Source organism: Psychrobacter sp. AOP7-A1-24, from assembly GCF_052376235.1.
Taxonomy (GTDB): domain Bacteria; phylum Pseudomonadota; class Gammaproteobacteria; order Pseudomonadales; family Moraxellaceae; genus Psychrobacter.
Genome location: NZ_JBQSVM010000024.1, coordinates 25,430 through 49,318, shown reverse-complemented (window position 1 = coordinate 49,318; position 23,889 = coordinate 25,430). Strand labels below are relative to the sequence as shown.

Here is a 23,889-nt window from a genome sequence, read left to right as displayed (position 1 = left end):
TCTTGCGATTTACTGGTAAGCGCGGCGTCCGTCAGCTCTCTATTTTTGAGCTGACTATCATTTTATCGCTGGGCTCTATTGCAGGTGATCCCATGTTCACCGAAGATCTACCCATTATCCAAGCGGTACTTATCATGGGTACTGTTATCTTGCTCTATAGGCTTTGCACCTGGGTAATGATGAAGTTCCAGCCTTTTGAAGATCTCCTAGAAGGCCGCGCAATATATATTGTAGAAAATGGCATGCTGGTACTTGATAAGATAAAAAAAGGTGAGATGTCACATGATGAATTTTTTGCTGAAATGCGTCAACAAAGCGTTGAGCATCTAGGTCAAGTGCGTACGGGGTTGCTAGAAGCTGACGGTAATTTTAGTATTTTATTGCACACATCTGAAAAAACGGACTATGGTATGCCGCTTTTTCCTAAGCAGTATCAAGCAGTCGAAGAAATAGAGACAGATACTTACTATGCCTGTATGTACTGCGGTTATGTCAATAAGATACCTGACCCTGATCATTGTTGCCCGCGCTGCGAAGATAATTGCAATAACTGGGCTAAAGCGTTAAACAACCATATAGTCAAATAATATTACTACTTGGCTGCCTTAGCTTAGTTGGTAAGCGTAAGGTAGCCAAGTACTTCATGCTTTCAATTTGTCATTTCAAAATATGCTATTTACTGCCAGTTTGTCTGACTCGTTTTATACAGCGTGAGATTTAGATAGCTTGCATCGTCTATGTGACTTTATACCAGTCAAGTTTGCGAGTCATCACCATCACGCAGGCAAGTATTACAAAGCAGAATATCGCACCCAGTAATAGATTTAAGTCTTCTGTACTTAAAATACCAAAAAATGCAGTATATAGTCCAGCAAGCGTAACGGTAAAGATTAAAGCTCGTTTAAAACTGCCAAATACATAGTAGCTATACCAGCCAATAAGCCCGACACAAGCACTGGCCGCCACCGTATATGCTTGCCAAAATGCGACTTGTTCTGCAAGCGGTAGTAATAAGACATAAAATACAAATAGCGCACAGCCGACTAGCAGATATTGAATAGGGTGGATGCGACTTGATTTGAGCACCTCAAATAAAAAGAAAGTACCAAACGACACTAAGATTAAGAGCAACGCATATTTCATGGCTCGTTCAGTTTGTAGGTAGACATCATTAGGACTCGCAAAACTAACCCCAAAACTGTTCAATTGAATATTTCTATGATTAGTAGTTGAGCTGTCATTCGATGCTGTGACCACACCTTCTGAAACTGTAGAAAAACTATCGGTATTGAGCGATGATTCACTCATGATAGTACAATGCTGGTTAGGTGTGCTGATACACTGAGAAAGGTATTGGTTATTGGCAACAGTCAGGTACTGATTTCGCCAACTGGCATCGAATCCTTCAGCAGTAATGCTCTTGGTATTTGGTAATGCTTTACCGATGAAGTTAGGTGTCTGCCAATCACTGTGCATGGATAGAGTGAAAGTCTGCCCCGTTGGTACAGTCGTTAAATTGCTAATGCCTGCTAAAGGTAAGTCGATCACAATATTGAGCGCTTGATTGTCTTTAGGGTTAGGCGGTTGGTTATTGTTCTCCGATTTATCTAGATTTTTATTCGTTGAACCTGTGGCAACACGACTATTTTTGTTCTGCTGGCTAGTAGGACTGGTCAATTGATCCAATATATTTTTAGGAATATCTACTTCCACATAGGTTAAATTCTCTAGCATTGGTGTCTGCGGATAGTTTGCTACAATTGATCTTTGATTGATTGTGACGGTAGGTAAGGTGGCGACACCGCGCAAATCAGACACAGGAATGATAAGTTTTGCTTGATTCCAGTGGGTAATGGTTTTGGCTGGTTGTGTCTTATCTGAATTAGGAGATGTATCGACTGAATCTGAATCATTGTTGGTTATAGTTGCAGCCTGATCTACTTTGTCTAAAGCCTCTGCAAACGTATAGCTCTGATCGAAGGTAAGCTGACCATCATAGCTAGTGGCGCTATAGATACCGCGTTTATAAGTGTCTGTATTTACTTTTAGGTTCTGTGCAGCCTGAGTCTGAGTAGCAAATAGCGTCTCAATTTTAGAGTATGATGAATCGCATTTGCTCTTTGTGTTTGGTGTATCAGATGTATCTGATTGACATGCGGGTGTGACGGTTGTAGGAATGGCGATAAACGGGTTGATAACTTCTTGTGGATTGACATGCTGCTTGGTGATTTCTTTTATCACTGACTCTGCGTAGTATTGTCTTTCGTATATGATATCGCTAATCATAGCGAGTCCGATCGAAAAGACAATACAAAGTCCTACAATGATAGATAATTTGGTCAATAATGTTTTTTGCATATTGTCGCCTCCTAAATGTCTTCAATACACAGCTGCCGAGATAGCAGACTGTGGTTTTAAAAGACATCATAGAAAGGGCATGAAGAGAAACTGTGCAGGAAGTATGGAAAAACTGTGAAAGAGTAAGAATTGATAGTTTTGAATAATTATTCTATAAATGTTAATGCTTTTTTGTATCGCCAACGACTTTATCCATGATAGCGAATAGCAAGCCAGACAATACAAAGGTCATGTGAATAATAACCTTCCACATGAGCTTATCAGCATCAAGTTCACTCATTCCACTAGAGATATCCATAAAGGATTTTAGAAGGTCAATTGCTGAGATAGCGACGATCGCTCCGATAACTTTTAGTTTCAGACCCGAAAAGTCTACTTTGCCCATCCAACTAGGACGATCATCATGATTGCCAGTATCGATTTTTGAAACGAAAATCTCATAGCCACTGAATATAATAATAAGCAGTAAACTGGCAACCAAAGAGATATCAACCAATACCAATATATCTACAATCACGCTGGCCTCAGAAGCCGTGAGAATGTCAGCAAACATATGCCATAGCTTTTGGACAAACTTAATAAATAATAAAATAATGCCTAATACCAATCCTAGATAAAAAGGCGCCAGTATCCAACGACTATTAAATATGGTTTTTTCTAAATAAAGCTCAAACTTTTTTAGCATGGGTATCTCTTCAGTTTCAAACACAAAAAAGTCTTAAAGACAAAAATTTTTAAATAAATAAATGTTAATTATAGGCATAGTTTTTTATGCTTTAGTCGTACGATATTTTGTCTATATTAGCGAGCTGCGCTACTACTTTCTGGACACGCTCGTCTCTATCGCCACTAATACGCTGGAATGGTTTTTGATGCTTGTTTAATTGACTGGCGAAATAAGCGCTTATCTCATCACGCTGGTATGGACTGTCTCGTAGGTCATCAGCCACCCAAGGGATATCAACATCAGTCAATAGTATCAAATCGTAATGATGCGCTAATGCTGCTTGCTCTAGAGCAGTAGGGCAGTCGCCATAGTACCAGTAAGAATAGACCATCAACTCAAACAGACTGGTATCGCAAAACAAATAATGACTGGTATCAGACGTTTGAGCGACCTGTTTGGCTAAGGTATTCTCTAGTTTAGTCTGCCCCTGTGCGATGGGCAGTAGATCTTCCCATGTACAAGTCAGATTTTCATTATCCCATTTTGCTTGTAAATAAGTCCGCATGTACTCTGATACCCAAGAAGTATCAAAATACGCTGCCAAATCACGACATAAGGTTGTCTTACCCGTACTTTCTGCACCCAAAATAGCGACGTTGATGACAGATTTAGGCGTATGCTGCTCGAGGTTGTATACGGTAGCGTCGTTGCCATTCATAATATGCCCAGATTGCGATAAGAGTGAAGACTACATATTGTAGCGCAGTAAAAGTAAAACCTTTATAAAAGTATAGCGGTACCGATATCGCATCAGCGATAATCCAGAGTATCCAATGCTCGATTTTGCGCCGTGCCATGAGCCACATTGCCATTAAAAACAAAGCCGTAGTGAGCATGTCAGTATAGTCGACCCAAGTAAATAGGTGTAGTCCAAGTACCGCACCATCGAAACTAAAGCCATTGTTAATCACTGGACGGAAATAATAAACCAGCCCTACAAAAGATACTGTTCCCGCTGCTAAAATAGAGAGTATAGGAATGTCGCCTGTATGCAAATGCTCAATACGGACGTTGTTTGATTGTTTATGATCGACAGACTGATTTCTCTTATTCTTTGACCAGTTAATCCAGCCATATAAGCTCATCACGGTATAGTACGCATTGATGAACATATCGCCAAACAGCTGCCACTTCCACAGTAAATAGACAAATATCGCCGTACTTACCAGTCCAATAGGAAAGGCGAGTACATTGGTTTTGCTGGCAAGTAAGACACTTGCTACGCCAAAGACAACAGCAATCAGTTCCAGAATAATGAATATCGTAGAGTAGTCAGCGTATTGACCACATAACCAGTTGAGAAGTTCTGCCATTAGCATTCCTAAATATGAGCGTGTATCAGGGTTCTGAATAACGTATGTTAATGTTCTGCATAATTGAGCCAGTTTGACGAATGGTACAGAACGAAATCACGGCAATTATAACGTAGCTATCGAAAATGGACGGCAGTCTTTGCTCATTTATGGCAAGAAACAGATTATTTGTAACAAAGTATTAGAAAAATTATAATATTCAGGCATAATAAACACACTGATTTTAAGTTTACAGTTATTCACTGAATTTGAATGGCTATTATTTTTCCACTTTTATGCTTATTCCAAGCACCACAGTAGTAGACAAGGAAGCTTATCATGACGACTTGTATCACAGGCACTGGTCTTTATATCCCACCTTATAGCATTAGTAACGAAGAGCTAGTTGAGTCATTTAACCAGTATGTTGAAAACTATAATACTGAACATGCCGAAGAGATAGCTGCAGAGACAGTAACGGCACTTGAGCCTTCTTCAGCTGCTTTTATCGAAAAAGTATCTGGTATCAAATCACGTTATGTGATGGAAAAAGAAGGTATTTTAAATACTGAAATCATGGCACCAGTTATCCCTTATCGTAACTTGGGCGAAGAGCTATCGGTAATGGCAGAGATGGGTGCAGCAGCACTAAAAGACGCACTCGCTGATGCTGGGCTTGAGGCCAACGACTTAGACGGTATCATCCTTGCTTGCTCAAACTTTCAGCGCACTTACCCTGCGGTTGCTATCGAAATCCAAAACGAAATCGGTATGGTTGGCGGCTTTGCTTATGATATGAACGTTGCGTGTAGTGCAGCGACTTTTGGTCTATCACAAGCACATGGTTCTATCATCTCTGGTTTGGCTAAACGTATTGCGGTGGTCAACGTTGAGATTACCTCAGCGCATCTAAACTGGCGCAACCGTGACAGCCACTTTATCTTCGGTGACGTGGCGACGGCTTCTATCGTTGAAGAGTTGGATACGCCAAAAGGTTATGAGATTCTAAACTCTAAGCTATTTACCCAGTTTTCGACCAACATCAAAAACGAATATGGCTTTATGGATCGTTCAGAGTATCTAGCAGCGCAGACTGAAATGTATCCCGATATTAAAGCGCCGGTTACTGATAAGCTGTTCTTGCAAAATGGTCGTAAAGTATTCCGCGAGGTCTGTCCAAAAGTTTCAGAGATTATCACTGAACACTTGCACGAAAATGACATCCCAACATCTGATGTCAAAATGATGTGGTTGCATCAAGCCAATGCCAATATGTTAGATTTGATTTTACGTACCGTGATCGGTAAAGATGCTGATAAAGCGATTGCGCCAAGTGTTATTGCTGAATTTGCCAATACCAGTTCAGCAAGCCCTATGATCGTATTCCATCGACATAAGGATGATTTAGCGTCAGGTGATTTGGGTGTTATTTGCTCATTTGGTGCAGGTTATTCTATTGGTTCGGTGTTGGTTCGTAAAGTTTAGTACTTTAACTACATCTCCCGTATAGATAAAAATAGCTAAGAGTATTCTTGGCTATTTTTTTGTCTTTCTTTTCGTTATTGAAATTGAGTCGTGAGAACTAAATATAAACAGATAACGTCAAGATTACTCAGAATATTGACAAGAATGATTAGAGGTTTTAATTTACCCCGAAAAATTTGCTATAATCACGGGCTTATTCCTCTTATCCAATTAAAAGTCCTTTTATGAAAGAATCCTTACGCCTGCGTTTAGACCAGATGGTAGACCGTTATGAAGAGGTCACCGCTTTATTATCAGATCCTAGCGTCATCAGTGATAATAATAAGTTCCGTGAATTGTCTGTCGAGCACAGCGACTTGATGGAAATCACGACGCTGTGGCAAAACTATGTGGGTGCAGAGACGGATCAGGCTGACGCAGAAGCGATGCTAGCCGATGCAACAGATCCTGACATGAAAGAGATGATGGTTGATGAGATCGAAAGTGCACGTGATACCATAGTTGAGATGGAAGAAGCGCTCAATGTCATGATGCTACCAAAAGATCCTAATGATAAAGTGCCAGCATTTTTGGAGATTCGTGCAGGGACAGGCGGTGATGAGGCAGCGATTTTCTCTGGTGACTTGTTCCGTATGTACCAAAAATACGCGCAGAACCAAGGCTGGACAGTGGAAGTGCTGTCAGCCAATGAAGGTGAACATGGCGGCTATAAAGAGATCATCACTCGCGTATCTGGTAATAGTGTATATGGTCGCTTAAAGTTCGAATCGGGCGCGCACCGTGTACAGCGTGTCCCTGAAACTGAGAGCCAAGGCCGTGTGCACACGTCAGCTTGTACGGTTGCAGTCATGCCAGAAATTGAGATTGATGATAGCGTCGATATCAATCCTGCTGATTTGAAAATGGATACTTTCCGCTCAAGTGGCGCTGGTGGTCAGCACGTTAACACCACTGATTCTGCAGTGCGTTTGACACATATTCCAACGGGTACCGTGGTAGAGTGTCAGCAAGAGCGTAGTCAGCATAAAAACCGTGCGCATGCTATGAAAATGTTGGTTGCTAAAATCCAACAAGCCAAAGTACAAGCACAGGTTGACGTGGCGGATTCTATACGCCGCGACTTGGTCGGTAGTGGTGATCGCTCAGAGCGTATCCGTACCTATAATTTTCCACAAGGCCGTATGACCGATCACCGTATTAACCTTACCTTATACAAGCTTGACTCTATTATGGAAGGCGACTTGGATGAGATTCTTGACGCATTATTACGTGAGCATCAAGCTGATCTAATGGCCAGCATCGGCGGCGGTGAATAAAAAATTTACAGAATCATCAGTATTATTGACATAAGCACGAACGAAGAGATAGCCAATTGTTTTTGATACCTGAAATAGAATAAGCCAAGGTAATAATCGTGATAATTGACAGGCCTAGTTTAAGACTATTTTCTAATCGTGTTTTATGGAGTACGTTTATGGCGATTGGGTTGTCTGCTTGTAGTGTTATACCATCTACATCATCAGAGCAGTCCTCCGATAGCCTATCAGAAAATGTGACAGCCGATCCATTTGCTTATCAAGCTTGCGTTTATCCGCCCAGTGAGGTGGTCGCGACTTGTCACTCACAAAATGGACGGTTTGTTCAACAAGGTAGACGTGGTTGCTACCAGTGTGTGTTATCTTATAGCGATGCTGGTAAAGCTTGTAAAGACTTCGCCGACTGCGAAGGACAATGTAAGAGCGCCAGCGGGTTTGCCCAACCAAATGCTAAGAATCAAACTGGACAATGCGCTAGCGATAGCAGTTTGTTTGGATGTTATCAAGTCATTAAGAAAGGTGTGGCACAGCCTGCTATTTGTGTCGATTAATTGTCGTGTTTGTTAGGACGTGTTTTATCTGAACGTCTTATTTTAAGTTTATAGTTTTTATTTCTTCCTCTAATCACCTAATAATTTTGAGAGTGTTATGTCAAAGCCCAATAATCAAAATCAGAATCAAGAGCAAGCTCCAGAAGATGCTAACGAGCTGATTGCACAACTGCAAGCTAAACTAGATGATATCAGTGCTTCGGGCAAGCAGCCGTATCCAAATACGTTTAAACGCACTGATTATGCGCAAGACTTACAGAGGGCTTTTGATGGTGTCTCAAAGCAGGAAATTGAAGAAAAAGCAGCGAATGGTGAAAAAACGCAGGTAAACGTGGCAGGTCGAGTCATGCTTAATCGTGGTTCGTTCATCGTGATCCAAGACATGACAGGTCGTATTCAGTTATATGTCGCACGTAGAGAGCTTGACGACGAGACGCGTGCGAGCATTAAATCGCTAGATTTGGGTGACATCGTTGGTGTATCAGGCTATATCGGTCGCTCAGGTAAAGGTGACTTATATGTACACATTGAAGAAATTACTTTACTGACCAAATCGTTACGTCCAATGCCAAACAAATTCCATGGCTTGGCTGATGTCGAAGCGCGCTATCGCAACCGTCATCTTGATTTGATGACCAACGAGACGACTCGCAATACCTTTATGCTTCGCAGTCAGATCGTTAGTGGTATTCGTCAATTTATGCTCAACGAGCGTTTTATGGAAGTTGAGACGCCAATGATGCATCCGATTCCAGGCGGCGCAGTAGCCCGTCCGTTTGAGACGCATCATAACGCTTTGGATATGCCTTTATATCTACGTATCGCACCTGAACTTTACCTCAAGCGTCTGGTCGTTGGCGGGTTTGAGAAAGTATTTGAGATTAACCGTAGCTTCCGTAACGAAGGGGTTTCAACTCGTCATAACCCTGAATTCACTATGATTGAGTTCTATCAAGCATACGCTGATTATCATGACTTGATGGATTTGACTGAGCGTCTGTTCAATCAGTTAGCAGTAGATGTGTTGGGTACGACAGAGCTAACTTATCAAGAAGAAGCCATTAGCCTAAAAGCACCATTTGCTCGTCTATCAATGTCTGATGCGATTGCAAAATATGCTGAAAACTTCGATATGGCACGTATTAATGATCGTGAATACTTAGCAGAATATGCATCAACGACACTTAAGCAACAAGTCAAAGATGTGTTTGGTGTGGGCAAACTACAAACGATTATCTTTGAAGAAACGGCTGAGCATCAGCTGCGTCAGCCAACATTCATTACTGAGTATCCTGCTGAAACATCACCATTAGCGCGCCGTAGTGATGACAATCCTGAGATTACCGATCGCTTTGAGCTGTTTGTTGGTGGTCGCGAGTTGGCCAATGGCTTTAGTGAGCTTAATGATCCAGCCGACCAAGCTGAGCGCTTCCGTGGTCAGGTTGCTGAAAAAGACGCTGGCGATGATGAAGCCATGCATTTTGATGAAGAGTATATCGAAGCATTGTCTTATGGCCTGCCACCGACAGCCGGTGAGGGTATTGGTATCGATCGTCTAGTGATGCTATTTACCGATTCGGCTAGCATCCGTGATGTGATCTTGTTCCCGCACATGCGCCGCAAACAAGACAGCTAAGATGGGTTTGCTTGCTATAAATCCAAACTGATACTTAACTCAACACAAAAAGCTTTTGCTCATTTTTACAGAATGAGCATAAGCTTTTTTGTGAAATATCGTTTATAGAGGTATTATGGATACTCAGCAAGCATCACATACGCTATGGCAAAAAATGATTCAGCAATGCTTTTTATCGTTGTATGAGTTGCCTAATAACAAAATCACTGATTCTGATCATTTTCAGGGTTATGATTTTGTTTTTGAGTTTTCTGGCGCTACTATTTATCTGCTGGTCAATACGGTTGTCATTCAAGCGAATAAGCAAGAAGTCGATAATGCTAAAGTTCGCGAGTGGAGAAAAGAAGTTGTTAACCAACTTATCAAGCGCCATGCTCAGATTTATCAAAAAAACGATAACCTAGTTGTAGATAGGAACGGCTCGATAACTGATAAAGCGGTTTATTTTATTGGTCTAACGTCGTTGTCTATCAATCATCAGGACGATCAGTCAGGCTATTCATCTTATGCGGTTGGCTATGAATATGGCAGTCGATTTTTTGCAGAGGACTGTGTTTTAGACTTAGATGATGAGCAAAGTATTTTACAATTTTTTAGTCATCAAAACTTTGTTGATATCCTCAATCAGTTGGTGACGCCAAGTGATTTAACGACCTTTTTAGATTTTCATCGTCGTCAACTGTCCAGCTTTGCATCATTCCAAAACGAATCAACATTGCTTAAACAGTTTCTACAATCACCTGATTTTCATCAGCGAGCCATTCGTGTTCAGGAGCAATTGCTCGATAATGGGTTAATTGAGCAAATTGAATCGCGTTTACTTAGAGCAGTAGAGCCGAATCAGACTGTATTTGCCGATACCTTAATGGCTGAAATGCAAAAAAATAATCGGATGTGGTTCAAGCTATTTAACAGTGTGGTTGAGCGTTATTATGAAGCGGGTACACCTTTACCAAATGAGCAGGTTGATATTTTGGTAGATGAGTCAATATATACCTATGCGTGTCTAGTAGAAAAAATCTTAGCTTATAGAACCATGGATCAAGACTCACGCTGGAATGGTTATGTCCGTCATGAGCATTCTTATCATGTATTTGGACGTCATTATCTCATGGTGTTTTATGCACAAGACGATAGCAGTTCGCTAAGCGCAGAAAATGTTAGGCTCTCTTATAAAGACTTATTATCAGACATCAATGTCCAATTACAAGAGCCAGTAATGGACGATTTGTTTTTACTTGGTGTAGAGTTTAGACCTTGCGAAGACAGTGTAAATACTGAGGTTTATCTAGACATTTTTCATCAAGCAGGCTCATTGATTGATAAAAGCACTCAGCGCTTATATGACCGGCTGGCTCAACTTCAAGCTCAGTTATAACCTAAACATAGTATGATTCATTAGCTCGACGCTTCCTTTATATTTGTATTATTTACATTGGCATTTACTATGACGCAGCAATATCAAGTTTTAGCTCGCAAATACCGACCAAAAAACTTTCACGAGTTGATTGGGCAGACGCATGTGTCTCAAGCGTTGATTAATGCGATTGATTATAATCGTCTGCATCATGCCTATCTGTTTACAGGTACACGAGGTGTGGGTAAGACAACGATTGCGCGTATTTTGTCCAAATGCTTGAATTGTGATACAGGTATTACCAGTACCCCTTGCGGCGTGTGTGATAACTGTGTTGCTATTGATCAAGGGCGTTTCATTGATCTTATCGAGATTGATGCCGCTTCTCGCACCAAAGTTGAAGACACGCGTGAGCTATTAGACAATGTGCCTTATGCACCAAGCCAAGGGCGTTATAAGGTCTATTTAATTGATGAAGTACATATGCTGTCAACGCACAGCTTTAATGCGCTACTCAAAACGTTGGAAGAGCCACCTGAACATGTGAAATTTTTATTGGCGACGACTGATCCACAAAAGCTACCGATTACCATTATTTCACGTTGCTTACAGTTTGTACTACGCCCGCTACCTCAAACGTTACTTAGCGAGCACTTGGCAAATATTTTGACTAAAGAGCAGGTTGACTATACTCAGCCAGCTATTTGGCAATTAGCAAGTGCAGCTAAAGGTTCTGTACGTGATGCTTTATCATTGACTGATCAAGCCATCGCTTTTGGTCAAGGCGCACTAGATGATGCCACTGTCAATGCTATGCTTGGCCTCATTGATGCCGCTGACTTAGTACGTCTAATCACAGATATTTATAATCATGATAAGTCTGCTGTTGCTGCCCATATTGAGCAGATGCGCGCGCAAATGGTCGATGCGACTAGTATGTTTGATGGGCTTGCTGAGCTATTACATCAATTGGCATTGACCCAGCTGTTGCCTGAGGTCGCTCTCAATGTTAATGAGGCGCAAGCAAAAGATATTTATAAACTAGCTCAACATATTAGCCCCGATGTTTTGCAACTGTATTATGAAATTGTTGTACAAGCGCGTGAAGGTGTCAAGCTTGCAAGTACACCGATGCAAGCGCTTGAGATGTGTATTCTGAGGTTGCTGGCGTTCCGTCCGCTGCCAGTCGATGAGTTTTTGAACAATACCTATGATAGTGATGGGTCTGCTGCGAAAGCACCAGCTATAGAGTCAGCTTCTTCTAGCTTAGCTCCAGACGCTATTACACATGAAGCGTCAGCACCACCACCAGAGCTTTATAATGTTGATTATCAAGAACCAAGTCACGATGAGCTGCAAAGTGGTATTTATGATAACGAGGAATTAGTACAGTCAGTTGATAGTGCTAAACCTGAACCAGTTGTTGAGCCTGAACCAGTTGTTGAGCCTGAACCAGTTGTTGAGCCTGAACCAGTTGTTGAGCCTGAACCAGTTGTTGAGCCTGAACCAGTTGTTGAGCCTGAACCAGTTGTTGAGCCTGGCGCAAATGATTCTCAGTTAATAACCCACTCTGATGAAGATCCACGCACTTTACTGCGCTGTTCACCTCAAGAGCTGACAGGCGAGTGGAATCCGGAAAAATGGGATTACTGGTTACAAACTGCTCGCGAAGGAGAGATTTTGGCACAGGATGAGCTAGCACTAGCCCGACAAGGTACAATGACTGGTCAGTGCAATGGCAAAGCCACGTTTTTGACTAGTGTTGATAGTAAGCACCTGCAGGCTACTTTTCAGCAATTAGCTGCCAAGTTACAACAGCAATTTACGCAAGCTGACATTGACTTAAAAATTGATAGTAGTATCATGCAGACCGAAGATAAAACCCCAGAGCGTCGACAGAAGAAACGTTTAGAGCAGGCGAAAACCGTTGCTGAAACAAAATTACTAAACACACCAGTTATGCAGTATTTAACTGAACGCGGTGAGGGGAAGATGGGTAAAGTACAGCTATATTAAGACTTAGAGCAGTGATTGCTTCGAATATCTAAAAGTATATTTATATATTGAACGTGGTTTTATATTAAATATCAAGGTGATAAGAATATATCGCCTTGATATTTTTGTTTTTATTACGAGTCAAAATATATTTATCAAACAAGAGAGAACCATTTGATAACGATAAGATAAATACAAAGTCGTTATAATGGTTAAGTTATATTAAAAACAGAAATGACGTTTAGGTGAGAATATGTTGGATAATTTGCGCGGTATGGCTGTGTTCGCCAGTGTGGTCGGACATGGCTCTTTTAGTGGCTCAGCACGTGAGCTAGGTATTACGACAAGTGCAGTCAGTCAGCAAATTCGTTCGTTAGAGAATGATCTTGGCGTAGTATTATTACATCGCTCCACTCGTAAGCTAAGCTTAACAGAAGCTGGTGAAAGCTTTTATGAAGCTGCAAAAGATGTGGTCAGTGCGGCTGAACAAGGGCGTATCAAAGTTAATCAATTGCGTGATGAGCTGGCAGGTAGTTTGCGTGTATCGACTACTCCTGAGCTTGGTGTCAACCACATACTGCCAGCACTCTCTACGTGGATGGCGGCACACGATGATTTAAGTGTCACCTATCTAGCCGACAATCATTATATTGATATGATTGATGAACGTATTGATATTGCTATTCGCATGAGTCCATCTATTAACGACTCTAGCTTAAGCAGCCATCCATTAACGGATGTACGCCAATTATTGGTTGCCTCACCTCAGTACTTGCGTCAACATGACAAGCTAAATACGCCTAAAGACTTAACTGAGCACCAATTAATCTGTATTGAAATTATGAAAGATGCCAATCAAATTGACATGATTCAGACTGAAACTGGCAAAAAAACGCGAGTCAAAATGAACTCTCGTATTTATACTAACAATGTATTTATGGCGACAACATTGGCCAAAGAAGGTCACGGATTGGTCAGAATGTTAGAAATGGATGTCAAGAAAGAGCTTGAAAGCGGAGAATTGGTAGAAGTGTTGACCGGCTATCAGTTACCAAGTTTTGTATTGTATGCGGTAACATTGAACCGTGACCAACAACCGGCCAAAATTATTCGTTGCCTAGAAGTGCTAAAAAAGTACTTTCATGCAAATTAGGACATGCTTGAAATAAAGACATGTTCTTAGAGAGGAACGATAAACCACATCTTGACTCAGCTTGAATCATAATATTTTCTTCAATATCGCTCATAGCAATTTCCGCTATTTGACTAGCCATCACTTATTTAAGAAACCTTTCTAATTCATCTATCGGCAGTAATCCTTAGTCCGTACCTTTACTGGTGCGGACTTTAACGCTTAAAAGCTTTAGAACTTGTTTGGCATATTGCTATCGTATCTTCAGTGTCTTCAAACCCCGTGTCGCAGGGTATGTCCGTGTAGCTTGTGATACCACCAACAGCCGCTGTTATCGATTCTGTTTTTTATAGTGCTTTCGACATCGATGTTTTTTGCGTCGGACACACCTGTAATACTGGATTGTATTTTTTCGATGCGGCCATTTCCTATCAGTATATTATTCGTTTTTGATTGCCTCCATTTGCGACCACAGCATTACAAATTATTTTTCATTTCACCTTGTGCATCGATTTCATCAGCATAGATAACGGCATAATGCGCAATGAGAACTTTAGAGTGAATAATCACTTCGCCGTAAATAACAACCGGTTGGTCGATTTCACCATAAGGTTTGTCTGGAACCGACCAATAGCATACCTTTTGAGTGGTTAAGATCTCTATAAGTGCTTCGGTATTGACCCAAGCCATCACTAATATCTCTTTGGCCTGCACGTCTTGTGCTACCGCGGCTATTAATCCTTGATCATTCCAAAAGATATTACTCATCACCGTATCAAAGCAGTACTCTTGGTCTTTTTTTGCCGTGTTCCATGGTCAGAAAAATAGACGTGTTTGTATTCACCATTTGAGAAAGCCTTGCAATGTCTCTTTGAGGTGGGAGGTGTTAAGGTTTTTTAATTTGACCAACTTCAGTAATTTGATATATAGCCGAGACATATGGATGCCCTTGATAGTAGGATTATCTAGGCTAATAAAAGCACTTATATGGCTTGGGCAAAGTGTGTTCTCAATATAAAGGGATAGAGCTATATGTTCCATGCCGACTCAGTCTAAGCAAGCATAATTGGCGGGTGCTTTTAAATTCGCAGATATATCAGGAAGATCATTTATATGCAGAACTCAGTTGAATTACGTAATGTTATGTTATAACATTACTAATATACTTAATAAATATAGCGATTCTTGCTGTACCTCATTTTTCACCTTATACGCCTTTTGAGAGCTAGTACCTATCAGTCTGTTGAAAGTCAGCACGTACTGACAGTCACACCAAACGGTCATTCAAACTGTAACCATATTTAAGAACCAATATTTTTAGGTATATTTAATAACAAGCATACAAATTGATAGAGAAGAGACAGCCAATGAGTAATTCTTTAGCCATCGAAAAAAAACTGCCTGTGACCGTGTTGTCTGGGTTCTTGGGTGCAGGTAAAACCACACTACTCAATCATATTTTGAATAATCGTGAGGGTAGGCGCATTGCGGTTATCGTGAACGATATGTCTGAAGTAAATATTGATGCAGCATTGGTCAGAGACGGTGGTGCCGAGCTGTCCCGAACTGATGAAAAGCTGGTAGAAATGAGCAATGGCTGTATTTGTTGCACCTTGCGAGAAGATTTATTGATAGAGGTGCGACGTCTGGCAGAAGACAATCGCTTTGATCAACTGGTTATCGAATCAACAGGCATTTCTGAACCGTTACCTGTCGCAGAAACTTTTACTTTCGAAGATGACGACGGCTCCTCACTAAATGAATTTGCTCGTCTAGATACCATGGTCACTGTCGTTGATACTTTTAACTTTTTAAAGGATTACAGTTCTTACGACAGCATACAATCTCGAGGTGAGTCACTAGGTGAGGAAGATGAGCGTACCGTGGTTGATTTGCTGATTGATCAAATTGAATTTTGTGATGTCATTGTGTTGAACAAAGTTGATTTGATTTCAGATGACGAGAAAGAAAGACTACTAGCGATTATTCATTCCTTAAATCCACGAGCTAAAATTGAAGTTTCTCAGTTTGGTCAAGTCAATCTAGATAAGCTACTGAACACCAATCTATTTGATTTTGAAGCAGCCTCTGAGGCACCAGGCTGGTTAAAAGAGCTTAGGGGAGAGCATACGCCAGAGACACAGGAGTATGGCATCAGTAGTTTTGTTTATCGAGCCCGTCGTCCCTTTCATCCGCAGCGTTTTTACGATTTTATTAATACAGAGTGGGAAGGCGTGGTGCGCTCAAAAGGCTTCTTTTGGCTTGCGTCTAATCCTAAGCTAGCAGGTTCTTGGTCACAAGCTGGTGCGATGGCCAGACATGGTCTGGCTGGCTACTGGTGGGCAACAGTTCCTGAAGAGGAGTGGCCACAAGATCAGCAGAATCGTGACATCATAGAAAGTAATTGGGATGAGAGTACAGGTGACGCCCGTCAGGAAATTGTGTTGATTGGGATAGAAATGGATGAATCAAATCTTATCGATAAATTCAATGATTGTTTGCTTAACGATGACGAGATGGCCCAAGGCCCCGCACAGTGGCAGTTGATGAGTAACCCGTTTTCAGAGTGGGTTGACTTGATTACTTAGCACATTGTCTTTTTGTGTTCTTACTATGAGTAACAAGCTGCACACGGCTCTTATAAATAGAAGTAATGTAAAAAGTATAGTTGTTTTCTTAGATTATGATGTGATGACCTTGGAAATATAAGGGAATTAAGCATCATTACTTTGCTTAGCTATACGCTAAGTTTTAATTAGGTAAAATTAACAAGGATGTTATTATGGCTTTATCACAATTTTTCATACCTTCCAACAACTTAGTCGGTGAAGGTGCTTTAGCAAAAGGTATTGAGCAGTTAGAAAAGCTCAATTGCAAAAAGATATTCATCGTTACTGACAGTATTCTCGAAAAGATCGGTGTCGTAGATCAAGTCACAAAACCCCTTCAGTCAAAAGGCATAGAAGTCAAAATTTTTACCGAAGTTCAGCCTAATCCAACAGTTGGTAATGTCAATGCAGGACTTGCAGAACTAAAATCGTTTGATGCAGATTTGATGATATCGCTCGGTGGCGGGTCGGTTCATGACTGTGCTAAGGCAATCGCATTGGTTGCAACCAATGGTGGCAAGATTGAAGACTATGAAGGTCTCGACCAATCAAAAAAACCTCAACTGCCGTTAGTATCCATCAATACCACTGCAGGCACTGCCTCTGAAATGACTCGCTTCTGTATTATTACAGATGAAAACACCCATGTGAAAATGGCGATAGTCGATACCAATGTCACGCCTATTTTATCGATTAACGACTCTGGTATCATGTCCAATATGCCCGCTGGTTTGACGGCAGCGACTGGTATGGATGCATTGACCCATGCAGTAGAAGCTTATGTATCTACAGGTGCTAGCCCGATTACAGATGCCTGTGCCGTCAAAGCTATTGAGCTCATAGCGACTTCTTTACCGACCGCCGTCAAAGAACCTAAAAACATGGTCGCTCGAGAAAACATGGCCTATGCTCAATTCTTAGCAGGAATGGCATTTAACAATGCATCACTTGGTTATGTTCATGCAATGGCTCATCAATTAGGTGGCATGTACGACTTACCGCATGGTGTGTGTAACGCCTTGTTATTACCACATGTTGAAGCATTCAACGAATCAGCGGCTACAGAAAGGTTGAATACCGTTGGCAAAATCTTAAATGACAACAATAGCGACTTAGCAGGTTCAAATACGATTGACGCGATTAAAAAACTGGCAGATATCGTCAATATCCCAAAATCGTTGAAAGAGCTTGGTGTTAAGCGTAAAGATTTTGATGAGCTAGCAACAAATGCCTTAAAAGACGTGTGTGGTTTAACTAACCCTATCCAAGCAAGTCATGAACAAATCGTTGGTATCTTTGAAAATGCGTTTGAAGCCCGCTCGTAATTATTCTTATTAGCCCATAAAAAAGACATAAGCCTATCGGTTTATGTCTTTTATATATTTAACTATTGATAAAATATGATTGAATACTGTATCAATTTGCTTCAAAAATCTTGTTTCAAAAGGAAGGTTTTAATAAGTCAATCAAGCGTTCAGCCACTTGTGTGCTTTCATCACGATTCATATTAAGCGGTGGTAATAAGCGTATTACATGACCACCAGTAACATTGATGATTAGATTCTGTTCATCACGAGCACGATTTACGAGCTGGCTACAATCCATATCTTCAGGTAATACAATACCGATCATCATACCGGCACCGCGACTGCTGATGTCATGATGTCCTAATGTATCGACTATCGTCTCACGAATGAATAACCCTTCGGTGACCGCGTTATTCATAATATCGCTGTTGGCTAATACGTCATACACACTATGAACCACGCGACTGGCTAATGGCGTGCCACCATAAGTTGAGCCATGGCTACCAGCACCAAATAAGCCATTCGCACGGCCACTTACCATACAAGTACCAACCGGGAAACCATTCCCCAGTCCTTTAGCTGTCGTCAGTACATCAGGGCGAGCGTTACTATGCTGATAGGCAAAATATTTGCCAGTACGACCATTACCTGTTTGCACTTCATCCAGCATAAATAGCCAATTATGAGCTTCACATTCTGCTTGTAAGTCCTCAAGATAAGCAAAGCCATTGACCGCTGTATTGAGACCACCTTCACCTTGTATTGGCTCTACAAAAATAGCGCAAATCTCATCGTGATCTTGTGCCGCCTGTTGGATAGCAGCAATGTCACCAAATGGCACACGAATAAAATCTTCATCTAATGTATAGAACCCTTCACGTGCCTTTGGATTGGCAGTAGCTGATAAAGATAATAGCGTACGACCATGGAATGATTGTTCCATGACGATAACTTTTGGACGTTTGAATCCTTGTTTATGTGCATATAATCGTGCCATTTTTAATGCTGCTTCGTTTGCTTCAGCACCACTATTGGCAAAAAACACACTGTCCATTTGGGCAGCGGTACACAGTATCTCTCCAGCACGCTCTTGCCAATCAATACCGAACAAATTGCTGGTGTGAACTAACGTACCTGCTTGCTGCTGAATAGCGTCAGTGATTTGTGGGTGGCAGTGTCCCAGGCCACATACTGCGATACCAGTTAAGGCATCTAAGTAAGGTGTGTCATCTTTGGTATAGAGCCAGCTGCCTGCACCGCGCGTAAAGTTGATTGGTTGACGATTATAAGTGGGCATCAGGTAAGTAGCAGACATGTCAAACATCCTTGGTATAAAATTGAGTAAAAGTGTGGGTTATAGCTCGTCAGAAAAAGGTGTGGTTTCTGCAGGCAAAGTGTAATCTTCATTTGCCCAGGCACCCAAATCAATAAGTTTGCAGCGACTGCTACAAAACGGCTTATATTTATTGTCTTGCCAGGCCGTCTGAGTACCGCAACGTGGGCAAGGGTAGGTCTTTGGAGGCGTATGTGAAGTAGAGTCAGTCATAAGAAAAGAGCAATGTCCTAAATGTTATTAGTATCGGTTGCATAGGGTAAAGCGTAAAACGTATCCGTCATTTAAATTAAGACGAAACGAGGCGTACTTGCTGTCGCCGTATTACTATTCAATTGGATTGGTTATATAATAGCATGGGGCCGAATAATGACAAAAGACAAATGCTTTAAGGATAGTAGATGACCGACAATATTGATCTCACGCATCAGCAAGAGCGTGCCTTTCAACCGCAAAAACTGTCAGCACCGCGTGACTTTGTTACTCCAAGTATTATCAGTGACAATGAAGATGAAAAGCCGTTAATGCTAGAGATTGGGGCAGGGAAGGGTAAGCATGCGCTGAGCTTTGCCGCACAAAATCCTGACAAACATTTGATAGCCATTGAACGCACACGTAATAAATTTGAAGCATTCTCAAAATTAGCTGCTCTACAAAATCTATCAAACCTAGATGCGATTCATGCGGATGCGATTGCATGGACAGTGCACGCCATCAAACCAAACAGCTTGGCTAAAATATTCATTCTTTATCCCAATCCTGAGCAGCACAATCCAAATCAGCAGTGGCTGAATATGCCTTTTTTTGAGTTTTTATTATCACGCTTGCAGGTGGGCGGAGAAATAATATTAGTGACTAATATCGAATCCTATATGGACAATGCAGAACACCAAGCAACTAAAGTATGGTGCCTACCATCGACACGTACTCGAGTACCAGCGACTAGTCAGCGCACGCATTTCGAAGTGAAGTACCTTGCACGACAAGAGGTGTGTTGGGAACTGAGTATTCGTAAGCCAAAGTGGTACAAGACTAGGTTTGATGATTGGCAGGTAAGTACTATGAACGAAAAATAATAGCCTAAGTAGAAATATGCAGTTTATATCGGTGATATACAGTAGAACTAATGGTGTTAGATATAAAATAGCCTAAGCAATTAAAATCTAAAACCAAAAAAACCGTCACTAAAGGACGGTTCAAAATTTACACAGTTTATAAATAAGGTTTTACAAGGCTATTAGAGTTGGTATGCGCATCTAGAACAGTCAAAAAGGTATATGCACCGATAAACTTACGGCTAATAAACATAAATTCTTTCGGTGGTAAGTTAAATTCAAAAGACTGCATTGCGCGTGTAGCAGTAGCAGATAAACGCGAATGTAATTTACTATTCGCCCAAATGTAGCGGTTCTGATTGTCCAAACATTCACTAGGGATGTTTGTGTTTTTATCAGGATTACTAAAAGGCTCTGTAGCCAGTAAAAATAACGAAGCAATATCTGAACGAACCTTACTACTCATGCTGTCGAAAAAATCATATCCTGTCATTGCAAGGTTCATTGCTTGTTGGTCATGGCGATATCCTGCACGTAGTAAACCACGGGCAATCGTTAATAAATTGCCATCAAACTGACGAATTGCCCCAAAATCCAGCAAAACTAATCTATCGATATCTTCTTCGTTTTCGCTCACACGCACTAAATAATTACCAAAGTTAGGATCTGTTTGCATTTCACCCCAAACAAATATCTCTTGCATCATGACTTCGATAGCCGCTTGACCAATGGCATTTCGGCGTTCATGAGTTAACAGTTGTAATGCATCTGAGACTACCGTAATACCTGGCTCGTATGACATGCATAGTAAACGTTTTTTAGAGTAAGTACGATTAATCTTAGGAACGATATAGCGTGGATCATCGATTAAACGCTCGTAAAAACGTTCTGTCGTAGCCGCTTCCGCATCATAATCAACTTCGTGGTGGAGTAGGTCACGTATTTCCTCAAACCAAGCATCAAGTGCGCGCGTTTGAGGAACGATATTACTTACTTTTAACAATTGCTTGAACAAAGCAAGATCAGAATTGATAGCGTCTGCCACACCCGGATATTGAATTTTCAAAACGACTTGTTCGCCAGTGGCGACTACGGTCGCACGATGAACTTGAGCAAGAGAGGCAGTTCCAATTGGGACAGGGTCAACGTCTAGCTCGTTTAGTTTGTTGCCCAATAACTGACGCAAGGTTTGCTCAATCGTTGGCCAAGTTAGTGTCGCTGTATCATCATTGAGGGTTTGCAGAGCCCGCGTGATCTCTGGCGGCAATATGTGCTCACCATAAATGGCTAACATCTGACCAATTTTGACGACTGAACCTTTCAACTTGCCTAGCTCAGATGCCAGATAATTTGCCTGAGTTTCCATAAACGCCTGATTACGTGCGGTACGTGCTTCTTTATTTAAGAACATACCAGACACGCTATTACCCGCCCAACGACGACCAATATTCAAAGAAGTTTTTGCAATCGACATACGACGATCAAAACCTGAGGTTTTTAGGCTATCGATTGATTGTTTGTTGCTAAAAGGTTTAGACGTATCATTTGCCATAAGTATAATCATTCATCCAATTGGTATTGATTTGCGGGTTCGAAACCTACAATACAAGGGAGACGTGATGCACAGGTACAAAATTGTATCATATAAAGCGTGTTGGTTTTATGAGCCTGAGCTGGCCATTGATAGTTACTTTGTAAGCCAATATCTAGTGATAACTATTGATAAATAGGTACTTACTAATTTGAGTATAATTAATAAATAGTTAGAATTTTCTAGCAAATCCACTGACCATTAAAATTTAGAAAAGTCTATTTATAGCTAATAGGTAAGTATCAAAAAGATACTAAAAATAAGACCTAGCATCATGCTAGGTCAAATAATGATATAGAGCTATAAAATATAGAAATACTATTGAGCAAGCATATTGGACGAAACCTTCGCATTATCTAAAATATTGCCCAAGACGTTACTCAATATGTCTTTTAGTATGCTTTAGCTGCTAAGCATTTTCACGAGTGATGGCGTGGTGACCAATATCACGGCGATACTGCGCACCATCGAAGCTAATAGCAGCGGTAACTGCTAATGCTGCTTGCTGAGCATCAGAAATGCTATCTGCTAGAGCAGTCACACATAAGACTCGTCCGCCATTTGTAACGACCTCTTTATCATTATCGTTAGAAAATGCTGTGCCAGCATGAAAAACTTTAACAGCGTTATCGTTGTTGGGATCTAATTCTGGTAAGCCAGCAATCACATCACCTTTCGACGAAGTTTCAGGGTAGCCTTTTGATGCAACAACGATACCTAGAGCAGGGCGAGCATCCCATTTTGCTTCACTAGGTAGCTGACCGGCTAAGCCTTGTGCGACTAAATCTACCATTGATGACTGCAAACGCATTAAGATAGGCTGTGTTTCTGGATCACCAAAACGGCAGTTAAACTCGATGACATAAGGGTCGCCTGCTTTATCAATCATCAGCCCAGCGTATAGGAAGCCAGTATAAGGATGGCCTGCATTTTTCATAGCATCAACTACTGGTTGAATCACTTGCCGCATTACTTTGTTGTGAACATCGCTCGTAACAACGGGAGCAGGAGAGTATGCACCCATGCCACCCGTGTTCGGACCGGTATCGCCTTCAAAAGCACGTTTGTGATCTTGGCTGGTTGCCATTGGTAGGATATTGTCACCATCAATCATACAGATAAAGCTAGCTTCTTCGCCTTGCAAAAACTGCTCGATAACCACACGGCTACCAGCATCACCGAACTTATTATCTGCCAGCATATCATCGATAGCTTCATGCGCTTGTTCGATCGTTTCAGCGACGATGACGCCTTTACCTGCAGCAAGACCATCTGCTTTGATGACGATAGGCGCGCCTTGCTCATCGACATAGGCTTTTGCAGCGACTGCGTCGGTAAACCCTTGATAAGCAGCCGTTGGGATGTTGTTTTGCTCCATGAATTCTTTGGCAAAAGTTTTTGAACCTTCTAGCTGTGCACAGTACGCTGTTGGCCCCCATGCTCTGATACCTACCTCACGACAAGCATCAACAATACCCGTTACCAACGGCGCTTCTGGACCAACAATTACCATATCGATATCATTATTTTGACAAAACGCGATAACAGCACTATGCTCGCCTGCTTCAGCATCGGTAGACTCTAGTGTAACGTTTTGACATTTAGGCTCAAGGGCGGTGCCAGCATTGCCAGGAGCGATGTAGACATTTTTTACATTGTCATCTTTTGCACATTGCCATGCCAATGCGTGTTCGCGACCACCTGAGCCAACCACCAAAATATTCATCATACCTTTTGCCCTTAGCATTAAAGTTAATAGTGAGCGAGTCGTACGCTCTTAAATATGTTGGCATATTCTAACAAAAAAACGTCTCCAATTACCATGAGTATCCGCCTGCCAGCATTGAATCATCAATATCAATGTTTAAAATTGTATTGTCTCATTAGTAAAGGTTATCGACGCGTTGATGATTCATGAAATGATGTTGTACACTTTAGCTCGCGCCTTATGTGCGTTACACTTCACTATATTGGTGGAGTTAAATTCTGATGGCTATATATTGATAAAAAATAAGAGTAAAAAAGGAGAAAAATTCTAGTCGTTATAAAAATAAAATAAGTCACGTGAATGAATATACTGAACCAATGATGAATAGGCAGCAATAGTAGTCAATATAAATCGATAATCTTAAATAAATAAGTGTT

General features: G+C 41.2%; 20 protein-coding genes. 11 read left to right on the top strand and 9 right to left on the bottom strand.

The window, feature by feature from the left end:
* Positions 1–587 (top strand): DUF421 domain-containing protein (locus ACT3QQ_RS09515; protein ID WP_444527820.1); only part of this gene is annotated, 587 nt, incomplete at its 5' end.
* Between the two features lie 148 nt (positions 588–735).
* Here the strand turns inward: ACT3QQ_RS09515 and creD are convergent.
* From creD to pnuC, 4 genes are all read right to left on the bottom strand, one after another.
* Positions 736–2,358 (bottom strand): cell envelope integrity protein CreD, encoded by a 1,623-nt coding sequence (gene creD / locus ACT3QQ_RS09510; protein WP_444527819.1) that lies wholly within the window; start codon positions 2,356–2,358, stop codon positions 736–738.
* A 160-nt stretch (positions 2,359–2,518) separates the two neighbouring features.
* Complete coding sequence (locus tag ACT3QQ_RS09505; protein WP_444527818.1) at positions 2,519–3,043, bottom strand: TIGR00645 family protein; 525 nt, start codon at positions 3,041–3,043, stop codon at positions 2,519–2,521.
* A 91-nt stretch (positions 3,044–3,134) separates the two neighbouring features.
* Entirely contained in the window at positions 3,135–3,743 is a 609-nt protein-coding gene (locus ACT3QQ_RS09500) for an AAA family ATPase (protein WP_444527817.1), read from the bottom strand.
* The gene (gene pnuC / locus ACT3QQ_RS09495; protein ID WP_444527816.1) at positions 3,694–4,398 is read right to left on the bottom strand and encodes a nicotinamide riboside transporter PnuC; all 705 of its coding nucleotides are present in this window, start codon (positions 4,396–4,398) and stop codon (positions 3,694–3,696) included. Before pnuC ends, ACT3QQ_RS09500 begins: the two co-directional genes overlap by 50 nt.
* A 318-nt stretch (positions 4,399–4,716) precedes the next feature.
* On the opposite strand from pnuC, the gene ACT3QQ_RS09490 reads away from it, so the two are divergent.
* The 7 genes from ACT3QQ_RS09490 to ACT3QQ_RS09460 all read left to right on the top strand — a co-directional run bounded on the left by ACT3QQ_RS09490 (position 4,717) and on the right by ACT3QQ_RS09460 (position 13,870).
* The gene (locus tag ACT3QQ_RS09490) at positions 4,717–5,862 is read left to right on the top strand and encodes a beta-ketoacyl-ACP synthase III (protein ID WP_444522777.1); all 1,146 of its coding nucleotides are present in this window, start codon (positions 4,717–4,719) and stop codon (positions 5,860–5,862) included.
* 224 nt (positions 5,863–6,086) lie between these two features.
* Positions 6,087–7,178, top strand: coding sequence for a peptide chain release factor 1 (prfA, locus tag ACT3QQ_RS09485; protein WP_444527815.1), 1,092 nt, complete (start codon positions 6,087–6,089; stop codon positions 7,176–7,178).
* A gap of 158 nt (positions 7,179–7,336) precedes the next feature.
* Positions 7,337–7,729 (top strand): hypothetical protein, encoded by a 393-nt coding sequence (locus ACT3QQ_RS09480; RefSeq protein WP_444527814.1) that lies wholly within the window; start codon positions 7,337–7,339, stop codon positions 7,727–7,729.
* Positions 7,730–7,826: 97 nt separating this feature from the next.
* Positions 7,827–9,365: a lysine--tRNA ligase gene (gene lysS, locus ACT3QQ_RS09475; RefSeq protein ID WP_444527813.1), complete on the top strand. Its 1,539-nt coding sequence runs from the start codon at positions 7,827–7,829 to the stop codon at positions 9,363–9,365.
* Positions 9,366–9,480: 115 nt separating this feature from the next.
* Entirely contained in the window at positions 9,481–10,743 is a 1,263-nt protein-coding gene (locus ACT3QQ_RS09470; protein ID WP_444527812.1) for a hypothetical protein, read from the top strand.
* A gap of 69 nt (positions 10,744–10,812) precedes the next feature.
* Positions 10,813–12,738 carry a DNA polymerase III subunit gamma/tau gene (gene dnaX / locus ACT3QQ_RS09465; protein WP_444527811.1) on the top strand — a complete coding sequence of 642 codons (1,926 nt, stop codon included), beginning with the start codon at positions 10,813–10,815 and terminating at the stop codon, positions 12,736–12,738.
* A 232-nt stretch (positions 12,739–12,970) separates the two neighbouring features.
* Positions 12,971–13,870 (top strand): LysR family transcriptional regulator, encoded by a 900-nt coding sequence (locus ACT3QQ_RS09460; protein WP_444520793.1) that lies wholly within the window; start codon positions 12,971–12,973, stop codon positions 13,868–13,870.
* A 456-nt stretch (positions 13,871–14,326) separates the two neighbouring features.
* On the opposite strand, the gene ACT3QQ_RS09455 is transcribed toward ACT3QQ_RS09460, so the two are convergent.
* A complete protein-coding gene (locus tag ACT3QQ_RS09455) occupies positions 14,327–14,617 on the bottom strand; it encodes a hypothetical protein (RefSeq protein WP_444527810.1) in 291 nt (96 codons plus the stop codon).
* Positions 14,618–15,216: 599 nt separating this feature from the next.
* Here ACT3QQ_RS09455 and zigA point away from each other — a divergent pair.
* Positions 15,217–16,437 (top strand): zinc metallochaperone GTPase ZigA, encoded by a 1,221-nt coding sequence (gene zigA / locus ACT3QQ_RS09450; RefSeq protein WP_444527809.1) that lies wholly within the window; start codon positions 15,217–15,219, stop codon positions 16,435–16,437.
* A gap of 194 nt (positions 16,438–16,631) precedes the next feature.
* Positions 16,632–17,783: an iron-containing alcohol dehydrogenase gene (locus ACT3QQ_RS09445; RefSeq protein WP_444527808.1), complete on the top strand. Its 1,152-nt coding sequence runs from the start codon at positions 16,632–16,634 to the stop codon at positions 17,781–17,783.
* A 115-nt stretch (positions 17,784–17,898) separates the two neighbouring features.
* Here ACT3QQ_RS09445 and ACT3QQ_RS09440 read toward each other — a convergent pair whose 3' ends face one another.
* Positions 17,899–19,080 (bottom strand): aspartate aminotransferase family protein, encoded by a 1,182-nt coding sequence (locus ACT3QQ_RS09440; RefSeq protein WP_444527807.1) that lies wholly within the window; start codon positions 19,078–19,080, stop codon positions 17,899–17,901.
* 39 nt (positions 19,081–19,119) lie between these two features.
* The gene (locus ACT3QQ_RS09435; RefSeq protein ID WP_444527806.1) at positions 19,120–19,311 is read right to left on the bottom strand and encodes a DNA gyrase inhibitor YacG; all 192 of its coding nucleotides are present in this window, start codon (positions 19,309–19,311) and stop codon (positions 19,120–19,122) included.
* 188 nt (positions 19,312–19,499) lie between these two features.
* Between ACT3QQ_RS09435 and ACT3QQ_RS09430 the strand changes: the two genes are divergently transcribed.
* Positions 19,500–20,174 carry an SAM-dependent methyltransferase gene (locus tag ACT3QQ_RS09430; protein WP_444527805.1) on the top strand — a complete coding sequence of 225 codons (675 nt, stop codon included), beginning with the start codon at positions 19,500–19,502 and terminating at the stop codon, positions 20,172–20,174.
* A 136-nt stretch (positions 20,175–20,310) separates the two neighbouring features.
* Here ACT3QQ_RS09430 and ACT3QQ_RS09425 read toward each other — a convergent pair whose 3' ends face one another.
* Both ACT3QQ_RS09425 and purD read right to left on the bottom strand, forming a co-directional pair.
* Entirely contained in the window at positions 20,311–21,705 is a 1,395-nt protein-coding gene (locus tag ACT3QQ_RS09425) for an ABC1 kinase family protein (RefSeq protein WP_444527804.1), read from the bottom strand.
* Between the two features lie 448 nt (positions 21,706–22,153).
* A complete protein-coding gene (purD, locus tag ACT3QQ_RS09420; protein WP_444527822.1) occupies positions 22,154–23,470 on the bottom strand; it encodes a phosphoribosylamine--glycine ligase in 1,317 nt (438 codons plus the stop codon).
* Positions 23,471–23,889: the final 419 nt, after the last annotated feature.